The sequence below is a fragment of the Nitrospirota bacterium genome (assembly GCA_016195565.1).
Classification (GTDB): domain Bacteria; phylum Nitrospirota; class Thermodesulfovibrionia; order Thermodesulfovibrionales; family UBA1546; genus UBA1546.
Map to the genome: position 1 here is coordinate 82,811 of JACPZK010000006.1, position 16,395 is coordinate 99,205.

A 16,395-nucleotide genomic window follows, 5' to 3' on the forward strand; every position below is an offset into this window, starting at 1 on the left:
TTATTCCACCTTGCTTATCTCGGATACCTTCTTATTTATATCTTCAATCTCGGAATTAAGCTTCTCTATCTCGCTTATAGAGTCTGCTATAATCTTGTCTTTCAGCACGTTCTTTTCATGTTGTTCCTTCAGCTCAAACACACGCTCGCCGATAAGCCTCAGCTTTTCAGCCCTTTCTTTTTCCTTCTTATCCCTATCGCTTACAAGCTTGATAACAGAAAATTCAATCTTCATCCGTTCGGATAAAATGGAAGAAAACCATTTTATCCTCTCTATGCCGGAATCAAAATTATTCTTAATCCTCTTCCACATAAAACCTCCTTGCCTTTAATGCTAATTCATTCAAAAATCAGGAGTCAATTCAGCTTTAAGCAATGTCTCATAATAACATAACAGCCGTTTATGAAAACACCTTTCCCAATTTGAAAAATCCTCCGGATATGCTATAGTTTAGACAAATTTATAAAAATACGGCAGTCTGTATAGTAGATATTGGCAAACTACTTCAAAAAAGGGGGCAATAAACTATGCTGAAGGGATACGGTGGACTATTTGGATATTTGACGGGAGATTTCGGCACAAAGCATGTCAACGATATACTACATGAAGTTCGTGCGGCTGAACGAAGTAACGTAAACGATTATGACGAGAAACTTGTGAACCAGTCAATTGTGCATACTAGGGAAGATCTGGCAGGCGTGTTTTTACATGTCAGTAGCCTTAATCAACAGGTATGGATAATTAGGCGATCGCTTCTCATTGCAAACATTTTGCTTGCTCTCCTTTTAATTCGACTATGGTGAAACTGAGTCGCTTTACTGCAACGAGGCACGGGATGCGTAAATGGGGAAGAACGGAAAAGGGGATGGTTGTTCTAATTAAATGAAAAAAGTCTTTATCTCATATGTTAGAAGCAATTCCGAGGCAGTCGACCGGATATGCGACGAATTGAGAAAAAATGCTATTGAATATTGGATTGATCGCGAACAAATAAAGCCCGGGACATTATGGAAAACGGCGATAAAAGAAGCCATAAATGATGGAGCGTATTTCCTCGCATGCTTTTCTCGTGAATATGAAGAAAGGACTGAAACCCACATGAATGAAGAGATAATATTGGCGGTCGAGATTTTGAGAAAAAAGCATTTTAATAGCGGTTGGTTTATTCCAGTTAAACTAAGTGATTGTAATATTCCATCTTATAACATTGGCGCTGGAAGCACTTTACAAGACATACATTATTTAGAGTTTCATAAGGACTGGGAAAGAGGAATAAATAGATTGATAGACATGATTAAACGAGACGAAAATTTAAAGCAGGATGATATTTATGAAAAGTTCTTCGAAAAGCAATATATCTATCAAGGATTAAAAAGTTTGATTGAAAAAGGGGATGGTATCGGATTTCATAATGCTGATCAAGGGCATCCCGTATATCAATCGGGCGCTAAAGGCAGGTTAGATGAAATGTGGGAGTATGCTGACTCATCAGATAAAAATCTATTATTCCAAATGCTATCCAAGCTAACTAAAGAACTCAAAGAGTTAGAAATAGAAAATTATAGATTTATTTGGTGGTATGATTTCAGCGAGTGGAAAGATTTCTGCAAATTTGCAGTTGACGTTTACAATAAGAAACGCGGCTATACATAAATGTATAAATGGGGACGATTCTAATTAAATGAAAAAGATGCAAACAAGAAAATGGGAATAATAAATACACCCGTTCTCTTTAAGCGGCTTAAGGGATCGCGAGAAACTGCACCCCTCCCTGCGAGCGTGGCCGTTGTGCTAAAATATTAACAAAATATAGTAGGAGGTACTGATATGGCTGCTGTGAAGGAGGCAATGACAAAAATTATTAGAGAACAGCCCGAAGATGCCTCGTATGAGGAAATAATGCGAGAGCTGGCATTTGAGCGAATGATTGAGCGGGGATTAGAAGATTCACGAAATGGCAGGATGTGCAGTGATGCAGAAATGGGGCAACGCATTCGTTCATGGCAAAAATAAGGTGGACGTCAGAGGCGGAAAAGTGGCTTAGAGAGATTCATGAATATATTGCCCAAGAAGAACGAAAATGGAAATAATAAATATAACCGTCCCCATTAAGAACCACATGAAAAACATATTATTGTCAGCGTTAATTCTTGTCGGTCTGGGCGGCTGTGTTCCGGTAGACAAAGTGCCCGGATCCGGAGGTGAGCTTATCCAAATAAAACAGGGAAATGTCGGCACTTTCCATGAACTCAGGGTAGGTGTCACAAATATAATCAAAACTGATTATGTTGATGAGGCTGGCGTAAAAAAGCAGCGTTTAATAGCTGTATTGGCATTATTTATCGACGGGAATCCCCCGCAGGAAAAGGATTTCCAAGTTCATGCGGGGCAGAAGATAATAATGGATAAATACTCAGTGTATGTGGAAGAAATACGAGGAACTGATAAAGGTCTGGTAACATTGCGGATAGAAGAGATCTCTAAATCTCCAACCCGGTAAAAAGTGAGAACGCAGAGGGACACTTTCCGGATTTATCTACTATCTTTTCCATAACCCACAGCCCAAAACTATCTTGAAATATAACTTTTTAATTTTTCCAGTTTTCTACCTTTAATCCTTCTACTCGCTCAAAATACTGCGTGTTATCAGTAACCATTACGAGATTATTTGACTTGGCAATGCCGGCAATGAGAATATCTATATCATCAATCAAATTGCCTGATTTTTTGAGGGATGAATATATCTTACAGGAAGATAAAATACTTACCTTATCAAGATTGATAATATCTATAAGCTCACAGAACTTATCAAATTCATCAATTCTTTTGACTGCATTTATGCTCTGCAGCCCGCTGACGATTTCATAGCAGGAAATTATAGATATAGCAATTGATCCGATATTATTTAAGACTTTTTCTTTTGGACTCAGGTCACCCCTAAGATAAAAAGATATGATGTTTGTATCTAAGAGATACCTTATCACAGGATTCTTTCTCTGAATGTGCGTTGACGCCGTGAGTGGATTTCATCAAGCACAGCGCTTTCCCTGCTTGACATGTTTTTCCAAATGCCAAACAATTTTAAGGCTTCCTGACGTTTGTCTTTAACAGCTTTTTTCTGACTTTCAATGCCGATTCTGAAAAGATGGATGAAATCATAAACCTCCGCTATCTTGTCTTCGGGCAGTTTCTCCACTTCTTTTATTATTCTTTCCTTTATGCCAGCCATACTTTCACCCCCTTGCTTACGGCTATTTTATCATAAATCAGCTTGTCTTAAACAATTCAATCTTCCCCTTCCAGAACATTTCAAGCCCCTTCTTCAATTCAGGGAATGTATTTAGCTCAGCATCCTTATCAATCAATGCAAATGCTTCTTTCCTCGCAGTTTCAAGAAGTCTTGCATCTCTTATAATATTTGCAAGCTTTAGGTCAGGCATCCCTGCCTGTCTCGTGCCGAAAAATTCTCCCGGCCCTCTTATGTCAAGGTCTTCCTCCGCAATCCTGAATCCGTCATTAGTTTTTATCATTATATCAAGCCTTCTCCGCGCATCTTCGCTCACAGGCTCATACATTAAAAGAAAACAATACGACTGGCTGCCTCCCCTTCCCACTCTCCCTCTTAACTGGTGAAGCTGGGAAAGCCCGAACCTCTCTGCATGGACTATAAGCATCATCGCGGCGTTAGGCACATCCACCCCGACCTCTATAACCGTAGTGCTTACAAGGACATCAATCCCGCCCTTCTTGAACGACGCCATTATATTTTCCCTCTCCTGCGGTTTCAGCCTGCCGTGAATAAGCTCAACCTTCAGGCTCGGGAATATTTTCTCAAGCGCCTCTTTGCCAATTATCGCTGATTTGAGATTCGTTTTCTCTGTCTCATCAATAACAGGATATACGACATATACCTGCCTGCCTTTTTTTGTTTCTTCTGCAATTGCCCTGTAAATGTATTCTTTCTGTCCTGCATTAAACAAGCGCGTTACAACAGGGCTTCTGCCCGGAGGAAGTTCATCTATAACAGAATAATCCAGGTCTCCGTAGAGCGTCATTGACAGGGTTCTTGGAATAGGCGTAGCTGTCATGACAAGGACATCGGGATTCACGGCTTTCTTCCTGAGAAGCTGCCTCTGCATAACGCCGAATCTGTGCTGTTCATCTATTATCGCAAGCCCGAGGTTTTTAAATTCCACGCCTTCCTGTATAAGCGCATGTGTTCCTATGATTATATTAATTTCTCCTGATGCAATATCGCAGCGCAGCGCCTCTCTCTCTTTTTTCTTGCTTCCGGTCATAAGGCATACCTTCAGCCCCATATCCTCTATCATCTTGTGTATGTTTATGTAATGCTGTCCTGCAAGTATCTCGGTAGGAGCCATTAAAGCTGACTGATAACCGCACTCGGCAGCAGTGAGCATTGCCATAACCGCAATAACAGTCTTGCCGCAGCCTACATCTCCCTGAAGAAGCCTGTTCATCGGGTGTGGCCTTCTCATGTCATAAAGTATTTCTTCAAATACCCTCTGCTGCGCCGAAGTGAGTTTGAATTTAAGCGCACCGAGAAATTTTCTGACAAGGACGCCGTCTGAACTAAACGCTATCCCATTCTCAACCTCTTTGCCCTTTTTAATTATTGAAAGTCCGAGTTCAAACTTAAAGAGCTCCTCAAAATAAAGCCTTTTCTGATAGATGCTTGAACAGCTGTTAAGGCTGTCTATATCTATACCGCTTTCAGGGAAGTGAGAATTCAATATGCTCTCAGTGAGCCCCTGAAAATTATTTCTAATGAGTATTTCCTCCGGCATATTGTCAGAGACCTCTTTGATGCAGGTATTGATAAGATTGAACATTATAGCCCTTAACTGTCTTACGCTCAGGCCTGCGGTCGTCCTGTAAACCGGGACAATCCTTGCAGTATGTATAAAGGCATCAGCGTCATCGGTGACAAACTCATATTCGGGATTATCAAATTCAAAGCCGATTCCCCGGTAGGGATTTCTCTTAACAATGCCGCTCAGGATTACTTCCTGCCCCTCTTCAAAGTTCTTTTTCAGGAAAGGCTGGTTAAACCACTTGCCTTTGACAAGGCCACTTCCGTCAGATACCGTTAACTCAAACAGCTTCATATTACGCCTTGGAAGCTTTATGACCTCGGCAGCGACAACCTTGCCGATAACAGTCTCAAGCCGGCCATATCCGAGAGCGCTTATCTTTTTGATATTCTTTCTGTCTTCGTATCTGTATGGAAGGTAGTAAAGGGCTTCTTCTGCTGTCTTGATTCCAAGGGTGTTAAGGAGCTTTGCGCGCCGTGGGCCGACGCCTTTGATATATTGTACAGGAAATTCTGAAAGGTTCTTACCCATCAACAGATGGTTTGTTTTTCTTCAGCGCTTCTTTGTCTATTGCCTCTTCTAATACTTTGTCTGCTTCTTCCATCTTAATCTTGGAGTACTCTGTGTCGCTCATTATGTCTATGTCCCATCCTGTAAGCTTCATGGCAAGCCTTACATTCTGCCCTTTCTTGCCTATTGCAAGCGAAAGCTGCTGGTCATTGACAACCACCATTGCAGTCTTGCTTTCTTCATTTATGCCAATCCTTTCAACGCTTGCGGGGCTCAGCGCACGGGCAATAAGCATCCTCGGGTCATCAGTCCATGGGACTATATCTATCCTCTCCCCTCTAAGCTCCCTCACGATAGACTGAACCCTTGTTCCTTTCATCCCAACACATGCGCCGACCGGATCTATGGACGCATTTGTAGAATAAACAGCAATCTTGGTCCTGTCACCCGGCTCACGCACTATATCCTTTATCACCACAAGCCCCTCGCTTATTTCAGGAACTTCCATCTTGAACAATGCCCCAACAAAACGCGGGTTCGTTCTTGAAACAAGTACAACAGGTTCCTTTGTGCTTATCTTCACTTCTTCTATCTGCGCCCTGACAGTATCTCCTCTCCTCAGATTTTCCCCGGGCAGCGCTTCGCTTTGAGGAAGAATAGCTTCAGTTTTGCCGATATTAATATAGTAATTATTTTTTTCCTTCCTCATTACAGACCCGCTTACAACCTGCCCGACCTTATCTTTGAACTCGGCATAAATGACATCACGCTCAGCCTCGCGGACTTTCTGAAAGATAACCTGCTTCGCTGTCTGGACAGCTATCCTGCCGAAATCGTGAACATCAAGCGGCAGGTCCACGCTCTCCGCCCCGGCTTTGTCAGAAAAAAGTTTTTTCACGTCAGACTTGGAAATCTCCATGTCTTTATCGGAAACCTTGTCCACAATAATCTTTGTCTCATAAGCCGTGATATTGCAGGTTTTAGGGTCTATCGTAAGATGGACATTCGTTCTTCCGCCATACCGCTTTCTTGCAGCAGAAAGCAGCGCAGCTTCAAGCGCAGCAAGAAGAATTCCCTTCTCTATGCCTTTTTCCCTGCTCATCTGGTCTATTCCCTGACAGAGTTCTTTTGTCATTTTATCTCTATCTCCAGTCTGGCCCTTGATATGTTATCAAAAGGGATATTACGCTCTTCCCCGTTTATATCTAATTGTATAAGGTCCGCAGTTATACCGGTTATCCTGCCGAGAAAAAAATTCTGGTTATCTATCTTGTCTTTAGTAATTATCCTCACAAGTTTCCCCTTACTCCTTTCAAAATCCTTCAACGCAGTTAACGGCCTGTCAAGCCCCGGCGATGAAACCTCAAGATTGTAAGGTCCCTGCAGAGAGTCTTCCGCTTCAAGCAGTAAACCAAGTCTTCTGCTGAATCTCTCACAGTCGTCAAGAGTCACCCCGCCGCTTCTGTCTATCGTAACTCTCATCAATGTCCCCTTCCCTCTGCCTGATAACCTTACTTCAAGCACCTCAACGCTCTGGTCTTCGGCAATCTGCCTTGCCAGCTTCAGTACTTCATCAGCAACAATTGACTGTTTTGTATCCATATACCTATAAAACAAAAGAGTGGGAAAACCCACTCTTTTGTTAAAATAATGCTAAAGCTGTTTAAAATATATAATAATACTGTTTTAAGTTACCACTTTATCACCAAAAAAGCAATCATTTTCAGGGGTGGTTTTTTCCACCCCTGAAAATGATAAAAACTTATTTGCCCGCCGGTGCTGCCGGAGCTGCTGGCGCTGCCGGTGCTGCCGGAGCTGCTGCAGGAGCCTCTGCCGGTTTCGGAGCCTCAGCTGGTTTTGGAGCCTCTGCCTTCTTGCAGCCTACTGCTGTAAGAGCAAAAGCTACAATCAGCAATAATGAAAGGATTAAAGCTATTACTTTCTTCACTTGGGTCACCTCCTCCTTAATATAATGTAAAACAGACCTTAATTTGATAACATATATAATAAATATTGTCAAGATTTTTAAAAAAATGATACTAAACGAATCAGGGGGGTTTTTATGGCAAATTTTAACAATCCGGCACTTATCATCTTCGACCTTGACGGCACACTTGTTGACTCGGGCAAAGACATAACTAATGCATTAAATTATGCTATAGCGCCATACGGCTTTAAGCCTCTTACTGTGGAGGACACCATTAAGATGGTCGGAGAAGGACTGACAAGGCTTATAGAAAAAATTCTTGAAGACAATAATGTTTACATAAAAGATGCTGTGCTCGACAGGTTTATCAAATACTATTCGGAACACCTCACTGATTTTACAAGGCCTTATCCGGGAGTAATAAAAACCCTTGAAATTCTCGGGAGGTATAAAAAGGCAGTGATATCCAACAAGAGGGAATCTCTGTCAAAAAAACTCCTTGAACAACTCGGACTCATGAAATTTTTTGATGTCGTGCTCGGAAGCGACAGCGCTGCTGAAAAAAAACCGTCACCGGAGCCTGTTAAAAAAGTTCTTAAAATTCTCGGCATAGAGCCTCAAAGAGCTATTATCGTGGGCGATAGTGCCTTTGACATACAGGCAGGTAAAGGCGCAGGGCTAATCACAGTGGCGGTAACTTACGGATTCAGGGATAGAGAATCACTCGCCAGCGCAGATTTTTTAATTGACAACATGGCCCAGCTTCTGACATTGATAGAAAAAAATAACGCGCAGGATATTCTTACTTAATGAACCTAACGTTAGACACCATACGCTATATAAAACTTTACCAGAATAAGAAAGGTTACAGGTTTTCTGTAGATGCACTGCTTCTCTATTCATTTGTAAACATACACAGAGCATACAGGATTGCCGATCTGGGAGCAGGCTCCGGGATTGTAGGAATCCTGCTGGCGAAAAAATATCATGATTCAGAGGTGGCCCTTATCGAAATTCAGAACAGCCTCGCCGGACTTGCAGAAAAGAACATCGTCCTTAACAAGGTTGAAAAGCGAGTAAGGGTAATCAGGACAGACATAAAGAAATTCAAACCCAGCAATCCAGAACTTGAAAATGAAACAATCATGTCTCAAAGAGACACAAAGAGCAATGAAAATGTCATTGCGAGGAGCGGTAGCGACGAAGCAATCTCAAAAGACAAGATTGCCACGCCTTCGGCTCGCAATGACAGGTTAGAGGTATTTTCAGGTGAAAATACTCTCAACTCACCGCTCCTAACTCCCAACTCTTTTGATCTCGTTGTATCAAACCCTCCGTTCAGATGCCAGAAGACAGGAATTATAAGCCCTTCAGATGAAAAGGCTATTGCAAGACATGAAATAGAGCTAAAACTTGCAGATTTAATACAGGCCTCGTGCTCGCTTCTGAGGTCCAAAGGCAGATTCTGCATGATTTATCATCCGTCAAGGCTTGTGGAACTCATTGACGCCTTGAGGGAGAAACATCTGGAGCCGAAAAGATTAAGGTTTGTTCATTCCAATCACATGACAGAGGCAAAGATGGCGCTCGTAGAGGCGATAAAGGACGGAAGGACAGAGATGAAAATTGAGAATCCCTTGTACATATATAAAGAAGACGGGACATACACGGATGAGATGAAAGCCCTCTATTAAATAGGGCCATTTTTACTCTCTATCTTTTTTTTGCCCTCCCTGCTTTCCTTCTTGAGGTAACATGCCATATTCTGAAAAGCCTTTCAAGTTTGTCTTTATATGCCATTGATAAAAAAACAGCAACAACAGCAGCGCCCAGAAGAATAAAAAAACTGTAATACTGCTGGTTGTGAATATAACTTCCTCCAAGCGTCAGCAGGACAGTGCCGGCAAATCTGCCCACTGTACTGATGATGAGGAATTCCTTTGTTGTCAGGTGCCCCAGCCCGAGGATATAACACAGAGAATCTTTTGGAAAGCCCGGTATAAGAAATAACAGAAAGACAAGGAAGGCGCCCTTATGATGAAGAAGATAATCATATCTCTCTATCGTTTTCTTTTTAAGGAATTTTTCAACAAAAGGCCTTCCGAGAAATCTTGAAAGAGTAAAAGCCACCCATGAGCCGATGGTTAACCCTATTGTAGATAACAGTATACCAAGGGATATGCCATACAGGTAACCACCGATGAAGCCTGTAACCTCTCCGGGAATAGGAGCGGCAATAACCTGAACTGCCTGAAGGACTATGAACCCTATAAAAGAGAGAGGGCCTAACGAATTGAGAAAATCGGCCACCCTCTCTTTATTCAGAAAAAAAGAAACAAGCCCTGTCTGATAGAGGATTATCGTTGACCCTGCAATAACTACCACCAGAATTAGCAGCTTGAGCCATATCCTGTTTTTAATTTTTACTATTACGCATCTCCTTTAAGGTTATAAGCTTTCTTATTTCCCCATTTTATCAATAAATGGTTTTATCAAGTCTATAGGCACCGGGAATATTATTGTTGAGTTCTTCTCAGTTGCAATCTCTGTAAGGGTCTGTAAAAATCTGAGCTGAAGCGCTCCGCTTTCTGTTGCTATAATCTTTGCCGCATCAGCAAGTTTCTGTGATGCCTGGAACTCTCCCTCTGCATGGATTATTTTGGCCCTTCTTTCACGCTCGGCCTCCGCCTGTTTTGCTATGGCCCTTTGCATCTCTGCAGGGAGGTCCACATTCTTCACTTCTACTGTAGTAACCTTTATCCCCCACGGCTCTGTCTGCTGGTCTATCACCTTCTGAAGTTCTGCATTTATATCCTCTCTTTTTGCCAAGAGGTCATCAAGCTGGCTCTGGCCGAGAATGCTCCTCAGAGTCGTCTGGGATATCTGTGAGGTTGCGTAATAAAAGTCCTCCACAGCTGTTATCGCCTTTATAGGATCCATAACCCTGAAGTAGACAACAGCATTCACCTTGACCGAGATATTATCCCTTGTGATGACATCCTGCGGCGGGACATCAAAGGTAACCGTCCTGAGACTCACCCTGACAAGCTTGTCAATCACAGGTATTATGATTACAAGCCCCGGGCCTTTTACAGGAATCACCCTTCCAAGCCTGAAGACAACACCTCTTTCATATTCCCTCAATATCTTAATTGCGCTTGAGAAGAAATAGATTACTAAAAACATTACAATCAAAAATCCCATAAACTGTGGCGGTATCCCTGTCATTTTGTCCTCCTTTTTTTAGTGTCAGCTCCAGTTTTCAGTGTCAGCCTGTCACTATTCACTTTTGTTTTCTAATTTTTACCTTCAACCCTGATACTGATTCAACAACTATTTTCTCGCTCTTTGATATCGTCTCATCAGAATATGCAGACCATCTTTCTCCGTGCAATAAAACCACGCCGCTGTCCCTCGTTATCTCTGTATTTGCAATTCCCTCCATCCCGACAAGCCCCTCAGAACCTGTCACAGGTTTCCTTTTGTAGGCCTTGTATGCAAGGCCGACAACTACAGTAAAAAACAGAGCCGTTACAATTACTGCAGGAAGAATCAGAAACAGCGACAGCTTCATAAACGGCCCCGGCGATTCAAACAACATTAACGAGCCGAGCAGCATTGCAATGACGCCGCCAATGGTTAAGACGCCATGCGAAATTATCTTTATCTCAAGTATAAAAAGTATTATTGCGAGAATAATCAGGAGAAGGCCGGCATAGTTCACAGGCAACGTCTGGAATGCATAGAATGCAAGTATAAGGCATATCCCTCCCATTACGCCGGGGAAGATAGCGCCGGGATTTGTCAGCTCAAAGAACAATCCGTAAAATCCGAGAAGCATAAGCATATAGGCGACATTCGGGTCTGTAATAACATTGAGAATCTTATGCCTCAGGTTCATTTCTTCTCTTACAATATTTGCGTTTGCGGTCTTTAAAATCTTCTCTCCCATAACAGTTTTCACCTTTCTTCCGTCTATAGCTGAGAGAAGTGTAATAAGGTCTTTGCTCACAATATCTATAATTTTTTCCTTTAATGCCTCTGCTTCCGTAGCAGACACGCTTTTCCTCACGGCATCCTCAGCCCACTTTGAGTTTCTGCCTGTTCTTTCTGCGAGTGATTTTATATAAGCGGCAGCGTCGTTTGTAACTTTTTCTGACATTACCTTATCCATTTTTTCCCCTACTCCGACAGGATGCGCAGAACCAATGTTTGTGCCCGGAGACATGGCTGCAACATGGGCTGCAAGGGTTATAAAAACACCTGCTGACGCTGCCCTTGCCCCGCTCGGCGAGACATAGACAATCACAGGGACTTCACTTCCGATTATATTCTTGACTATATCCCGCATTGATGTGTCAAGGCCGCCCGGCGTATCAAGCTCTATTACAACAGCCTCGCGTTTCTGCTCATTAGCCCTTTTAATGCTCTTGCCTATATATTCAGCGGATGCAGGATTTATAACGCCGTTGACTGTAAGGACCAGCACATCCTTTTTTTGCTCCTGAGAAAAAAGCGGCACTGAGAGGGAAAGAGACAGTAAAGTTAAAAGGGCAAGTGTTCTCTTTAACATGTTAGAATTATACCATAAAGTAATTATGCACTGTATAATATAGCCATGAAATTCATAACAGAACATAAAATAAACGGCAAAAAACTGAGTCTTGTGCAGGGCGATATAACTGGAAGGGATGTGGATGCCATAGTTAATGCAGCGAACTCCCACCTCCGGCATGGAGGCGGTGTTGCCGGCGCGATTGTCAGAAAAGGCGGGCAGATTATTCAGGATGAAAGTGACAGCATTGGTTTTACGCCTGTTGGAACGGCAGTAATCACAGCCGCAGGCAAGCTTCATGCAAGATTTGTCATTCACACGGTAGTGCCCATAATGGATGAAGGCGATGAGGACAACAAGTTAAAGAATGCTGTGCTCAGCGCCTTAAGTCTTGCATCAGAAAAAGGATTAAAAAGCGTCTCAATGCCTGCGATAAGTTCAGGAATTTTCGGATTTCCAAAAGACAGGTGCGCAAAGATTCTTGTCAATGAATCAGCAGATTATCTCAGGAAAAACCCTCAATCTTCCCTTGAAATTGTTGAATTCTGCATTTACGATGACAACACAATGGAACATTTCAAAAGGGAATTTGAGAGGCTTTAAGCATTATAGAAGGAAAATCGCCTTGAGCGGCAAGCGAAAGGTGATTTCGCTTCTTATAAAATCCCTGTATGCTCTTGCAGTTTCTTTCTCCCGATTCTCATCGGCAAATAAAAAGCAATGGCATTTATCAGAATAATCATAATCACGCCCAAGGCAATCTGAATTTTCGCTGATAAATCCACCGCTCCCTTCATATTATAAACATAAAAAATCCACGACTCGAGGGATAATGTGGCGATAACAACACTGAATGCAATGAGCATGAAAGCCATGCCTCCGAGGCTCATGGATACAGAGGCAATATTTTCATGCTTGAATTTTGGATAGATTGCTCCGAATCCTGTGCCGAGTCCGCTCACAGACACGCAGAGCATAAGGACTGTTCCAAGCGACAGATACATCAGAATTCCTCTGATATTCATAGCGAGATTTGTGAGGAATACAAGAACAAGCATAAGCAAAGTCACAGGAATGAATCCATAGAGGAACTTTGACCGGATAAATCTGTTCATATCAACAGGCGAAGTCCTTATAATCCAGAATGCCTGACCCTCAAGGCTCACGGATGCATAGATAAATCTCGCTGAAACAGCAGACAGCACAAGCCCTGATAAAACCAGATTAACAAGAACCATAATCTCCATTATGAATGGGAAACCTGAAAGGGCGTTGACCGGAATTGACTTAAAATTATAGATGTAAATCATTATGAGTGCGCCTATTATAAACACCTGCGACCACTGACCTGTGTCCCTGAAGAATGTTTTTATGTCCTTGTAAAACATTGCAGTATTTATTTCAGGATAATAGCCTCCTAAAATCCCTCTTCTGACCCTTTCGCCTGACGGCTGAATCCTCTCCATATTCATCCTGTAAAACCTTAATCCTGCAATTTCGGACAGAAGAAGAAAAAACAAGGCATTGCTCAGAAGAATTATCGGATAAAAAATACTAAAACTGCTTTTTTTCAGCACTGGGAAAACCGCCTCTGTAATCCAGTAGCTTGGAAGAATTGGGGATTCTGTTTTGAATGACATTATGGAATTTATGAAACCCTCAGGAGTGCTCATATCCTGAGGGATGAGTCCTTTTATCAAAAAATAAAGCAAGAGGAAAAGAACCACGCCTATCCCAAAAAGAACATTTCTTGTCCTTTTGGCAGGGAAAAGTCTCGTAAGTATGTGCGCAATTGTGATACCAATGCCTGCTGTTATCAAACTGAATAGAAGAAAACATCCAAGAATCAAAAGATAATAGCCTGCTGCCGCGCCATAGCTGATACCGTATGCAATAAATACCGGCGGCATGAATGAAAGCGCCATCCATGATGAATTCATGAAAGCCTCAAATGTCTTCAATCTCAATATATCCCTAATTTCAACAGGTTTTGAAAGGAGAAGCGGAATATCTTTTGATAGATAGAAAGAAGAGATTGCGGTGATTATGCTGCTCAGGATAAGAAAACCCAGCAGGCTGAAAAATGTCATTGAGAAGAGTTTCCTTGAGAGTATCTCACCGAAAAACTCAATTCCTCTGACATATGATAGGACTTTGTATGTCCCTATATAAAAAAGAAGCCAGAAACCGACGCCGATTGCAATAAAAGGAAGCCTTCTGAGCACAACCTTCGTGCTTATTGAATTTTTCAGTGAAAGAAGTTTAGGTCTTATAAGTAACAGCATTTTGTTATTTAAATACCTGTATTTTCATCAATAAGCAGGGCTGCTTTGAGCGGCATTAGAGATTTTTCGGTAACGGTTCTCAGCGAAATGAAGCGGCCACAGCCTCGACTGTCTGAGTTTCCCGAATATTTCGGGAAACGAGTTTCGAGGGTGTAGCGGAATGAGCTTTAGAACTGTCGAAAAATATCTCGGAAAGCGAAAGGCTGTCCTGCTTATTAGCAAAAAGAATACTATATCCTGCCCTATCTTCATTCACTTCCCATCTTTAAAAACAACCCTTCAAGTCCGCCATCCATACCTGATATTTCCTCTTTTGTTTTTATTGAGATTATTGAGCCTTTGTTAATGAACCCTACCCTGTGGCATAGCTCCTCAGCAATATGAAGGCTGTGGGTTGCAAGGAATATCGTAACGCTTTTTGAGCTTAAATCCTTAATTACGCCTTTGAGCATCCTTACGCCGAACGGGTCCAGCCCCATAAAGGGCTCATCTATCAGAAACACTTCAGGCCTATGAATAAGGGCAGATGCAAAGAGCAGCCTCTGCCTCATGCCCTGCGAAAAACTCTCTATCAACTCGTCTTCAACATCCTTGATGCCGAACAGCTCAAGCATTTCGTCTATTCTTGATAACGCTTCGTTCCGGGGGATGCTGTATATTGACGAGATAAATATGAGGAATTCCCTCGCAGTAAGTTTTTCATAGAGAAATGCCTTGTCAGGCACATAACCGAGCATTGATTTTGCCTTTATTGATTCATTAACAATGTCATATTTCCCTATGACAATCTTTCCTTTGTCAGGTGTGAGAAGCCCTGTCATCATCCTTATTGTCGTGGTCTTTCCTGCCCCGTTCGGGCCGACAATGCCAAAAATCTCACCGATGTTTACAGTCAATGAAATATTTTTTACTGCATGTGTGGCGTTGAAAGATTTGGAGATGTTATCAAGGATTATCATTGCTGTCCTCTTATCTCCCTTATCCTCTGAACAACGGGAGGATGGGAATAATAAAAGCTTGCATATAACGGATGGGGATGGAGATTTGAAAGATTATCTTTTGAGAGTTTTATCAATGATGTTGCCATTGCCTCCCGGTTCTCTGTCATCTCAGCAGCAAACCTGTCAGCCTCCCTTTCATGTCTTCTTGAAAAATAGCTGAATATAGGCGTCAGCGGGAAAGATACTATTCCTCCGATAAACCCCAATATGAGAAGGCTTGCAAAAACTGTATCATTCTGAATATTGAAAATCCTTATAAGAATTCCCGATTTTATCATCATGAACGAAATATAAATGCCTATCAGGGACATTGCCTCTATAACAATAATCATTTTAAGGACGTGCTTTTTCTTCCAGTGCCCTGCCTCATGCGCAAGAACAGAGAGAATCTCGCTCTTTTCCATCTTCTTCAAAAGCGTGTCATAAAGCACAATCCTTTTTACCTTTCCTATCCCTGTAAAATATGCATTTGTGTGTGTGCTTCGCTTTGACGCATCAATCTTGAATACCCTGCTTATCTTTATCCCGACCTTTTTCATTAAGTCCCTTATTGAGCCTTCAATCTCCTCATCCTCTATCGGAGTAAACTTGTTGAATAGCGGCTCAATAACATAGGGCGAGATATACATCATGAAGATGCTGAATAGGAGGAAAAAGAGCCAGACAAACAGCCACCAAAAATCAGGGCTTGCCTTCATCAGATACAATGCGCCTGATGTCATAATGCCTATGAATATTGTGGAGAGTATAATTGATTTTATGAAATCGCTTATCCAGAGTTTCCATGTCATTGTGTTAAAACCGTACTTGTTTTCAATCCTGAATGTGCTGTAAAGGTCAAAAGGAATGGAAATAATTGTATTTGCATAACTCAGGACAAGGAAGAAAACTAATCCGCTAAGAATAAATGGCATATTGAAGGAGACAATCCAAGAGTTATACATATTCAGCAATCCTCCGAAGAAAAATGCCAGAACAAGAATGTTTCCGAAGATGGATTCTATGAACCCAAACCGGCTGTGTTCCAGAGTATAGTCCCTTGTCTTTTTCAACAAGTCTTCATCAATATAATCCTTGAATTCTTCAGGCACAACATCGCCGTATTTTCTCAGATGGCTCAGATTGAGAAACTTAAGCCAATAGCCGAAGAGGGCAATAAGGATATAGCTTATCAGCAGAATAATTTGATAACCTTTCACTTGAAAATACCTCTACCCTGTCATTGCGAGCCGAAGGCGTGGCAATCTTGTCTTTTGAGATTGCTTCGTCGCTACCACTCCTC

19 protein-coding genes are annotated in these 16,395 nt (G+C 42.0%); 6 read left to right on the forward strand and 13 right to left on the reverse strand.

All coding sequences use genetic code 11. The features are described 5' to 3' along the window. Positions 1-312 (reverse strand): hypothetical protein, encoded by a 312-nt coding sequence (locus HY035_02425; GenBank protein MBI3377246.1) that lies wholly within the window; start codon positions 310-312, stop codon positions 1-3. Positions 313-882: 570 nt separating this feature from the next. Here HY035_02425 and HY035_02430 point away from each other — a divergent pair. The 3 genes from HY035_02430 (at position 883) to HY035_02440 (ending at position 2,500) form a co-directional block, all read left to right on the forward strand. Continuing rightward, on the forward strand, positions 883-1,653 hold the full coding sequence (locus HY035_02430) for a toll/interleukin-1 receptor domain-containing protein (GenBank protein ID MBI3377247.1): 771 nt from the start codon (positions 883-885) through the stop codon (positions 1,651-1,653). A 174-nt stretch (positions 1,654-1,827) separates the two neighbouring features. Continuing rightward, the gene (locus tag HY035_02435; GenBank protein ID MBI3377248.1) at positions 1,828-2,013 is read left to right on the forward strand and encodes a hypothetical protein; all 186 of its coding nucleotides are present in this window, start codon (positions 1,828-1,830) and stop codon (positions 2,011-2,013) included. 67 nt (positions 2,014-2,080) lie between these two features. Continuing rightward, positions 2,081-2,500, forward strand: coding sequence for a hypothetical protein (locus HY035_02440; protein MBI3377249.1), 420 nt, complete (start codon positions 2,081-2,083; stop codon positions 2,498-2,500). A gap of 88 nt (positions 2,501-2,588) precedes the next feature. Here HY035_02440 and HY035_02445 read toward each other — a convergent pair whose 3' ends face one another. From HY035_02445 to HY035_02470, 6 genes are all read right to left on the reverse strand, one after another. Next, complete coding sequence (locus HY035_02445) at positions 2,589-2,984, reverse strand: PIN domain-containing protein (GenBank protein MBI3377250.1); 396 nt, start codon at positions 2,982-2,984, stop codon at positions 2,589-2,591. Further along, complete coding sequence (locus HY035_02450) at positions 2,981-3,229, reverse strand: hypothetical protein (GenBank protein MBI3377251.1); 249 nt, start codon at positions 3,227-3,229, stop codon at positions 2,981-2,983. Before HY035_02450 ends, HY035_02445 begins: the two co-directional genes overlap by 4 nt. A 37-nt stretch (positions 3,230-3,266) precedes the next feature. Beyond that, positions 3,267-5,369 carry an ATP-dependent DNA helicase RecG gene (gene recG, locus HY035_02455; GenBank protein MBI3377252.1) on the reverse strand — a complete coding sequence of 701 codons (2,103 nt, stop codon included), beginning with the start codon at positions 5,367-5,369 and terminating at the stop codon, positions 3,267-3,269. After that, complete coding sequence (gene nusA / locus HY035_02460) at positions 5,359-6,480, reverse strand: transcription termination/antitermination protein NusA (protein ID MBI3377253.1); 1,122 nt, start codon at positions 6,478-6,480, stop codon at positions 5,359-5,361. The genes recG and nusA overlap by 11 nt, the downstream gene beginning before the upstream one ends. Next, complete coding sequence (locus HY035_02465) at positions 6,477-6,947, reverse strand: ribosome maturation factor RimP (GenBank protein ID MBI3377254.1); 471 nt, start codon at positions 6,945-6,947, stop codon at positions 6,477-6,479. Before HY035_02465 ends, nusA begins: the two co-directional genes overlap by 4 nt. Positions 6,948-7,107: 160 nt before the next feature. Beyond that, entirely contained in the window at positions 7,108-7,293 is a 186-nt protein-coding gene (locus HY035_02470; protein MBI3377255.1) for a hypothetical protein, read from the reverse strand. A gap of 114 nt (positions 7,294-7,407) precedes the next feature. Here HY035_02470 and HY035_02475 point away from each other — a divergent pair, with 114 nt between their 5' ends. Both HY035_02475 and HY035_02480 read left to right on the forward strand, forming a co-directional pair. Further along, positions 7,408-8,082: an HAD-IA family hydrolase gene (locus HY035_02475; protein MBI3377256.1), complete on the forward strand. Its 675-nt coding sequence runs from the start codon at positions 7,408-7,410 to the stop codon at positions 8,080-8,082. Next, entirely contained in the window at positions 8,082-8,966 is an 885-nt protein-coding gene (locus HY035_02480) for a tRNA1(Val) (adenine(37)-N6)-methyltransferase (GenBank protein MBI3377257.1), read from the forward strand. The genes HY035_02475 and HY035_02480 overlap by 1 nt, the downstream gene beginning before the upstream one ends. Before the next feature lie 19 nt (positions 8,967-8,985). On the opposite strand, the gene HY035_02485 is transcribed toward HY035_02480, so the two are convergent. The 3 genes from HY035_02485 to HY035_02495 form a co-directional block, all read right to left on the reverse strand. Continuing rightward, positions 8,986-9,663 (reverse strand): TVP38/TMEM64 family protein, encoded by a 678-nt coding sequence (locus HY035_02485; protein ID MBI3377258.1) that lies wholly within the window; start codon positions 9,661-9,663, stop codon positions 8,986-8,988. A 69-nt stretch (positions 9,664-9,732) separates the two neighbouring features. Beyond that, complete coding sequence (locus HY035_02490) at positions 9,733-10,500, reverse strand: slipin family protein (GenBank protein MBI3377259.1); 768 nt, start codon at positions 10,498-10,500, stop codon at positions 9,733-9,735. Positions 10,501-10,555: 55 nt separating this feature from the next. Further along, positions 10,556-11,845: a nodulation protein NfeD gene (locus HY035_02495; GenBank protein MBI3377260.1), complete on the reverse strand. Its 1,290-nt coding sequence runs from the start codon at positions 11,843-11,845 to the stop codon at positions 10,556-10,558. A 45-nt stretch (positions 11,846-11,890) separates the two neighbouring features. Between HY035_02495 and HY035_02500 the strand changes: the two genes are divergently transcribed. Next, positions 11,891-12,430 (forward strand): macro domain-containing protein, encoded by a 540-nt coding sequence (locus HY035_02500; GenBank protein ID MBI3377261.1) that lies wholly within the window; start codon positions 11,891-11,893, stop codon positions 12,428-12,430. 53 nt (positions 12,431-12,483) lie between these two features. Here HY035_02500 and HY035_02505 read toward each other — a convergent pair whose 3' ends face one another. The 3 genes from HY035_02505 to HY035_02515 form a co-directional block, all read right to left on the reverse strand. Next, positions 12,484-14,112, reverse strand: coding sequence for a hypothetical protein (locus HY035_02505; GenBank protein ID MBI3377262.1), 1,629 nt, complete (start codon positions 14,110-14,112; stop codon positions 12,484-12,486). 248 nt (positions 14,113-14,360) lie between these two features. Further along, a complete protein-coding gene (locus HY035_02510; GenBank protein ID MBI3377263.1) occupies positions 14,361-15,071 on the reverse strand; it encodes an ABC transporter ATP-binding protein in 711 nt (236 codons plus the stop codon). Beyond that, a complete protein-coding gene (locus tag HY035_02515; protein ID MBI3377264.1) occupies positions 15,068-16,312 on the reverse strand; it encodes a M48 family metallopeptidase in 1,245 nt (414 codons plus the stop codon). The genes HY035_02510 and HY035_02515 overlap by 4 nt, the downstream gene beginning before the upstream one ends. Between the last annotated feature and the right edge of the window lie 83 nt (positions 16,313-16,395).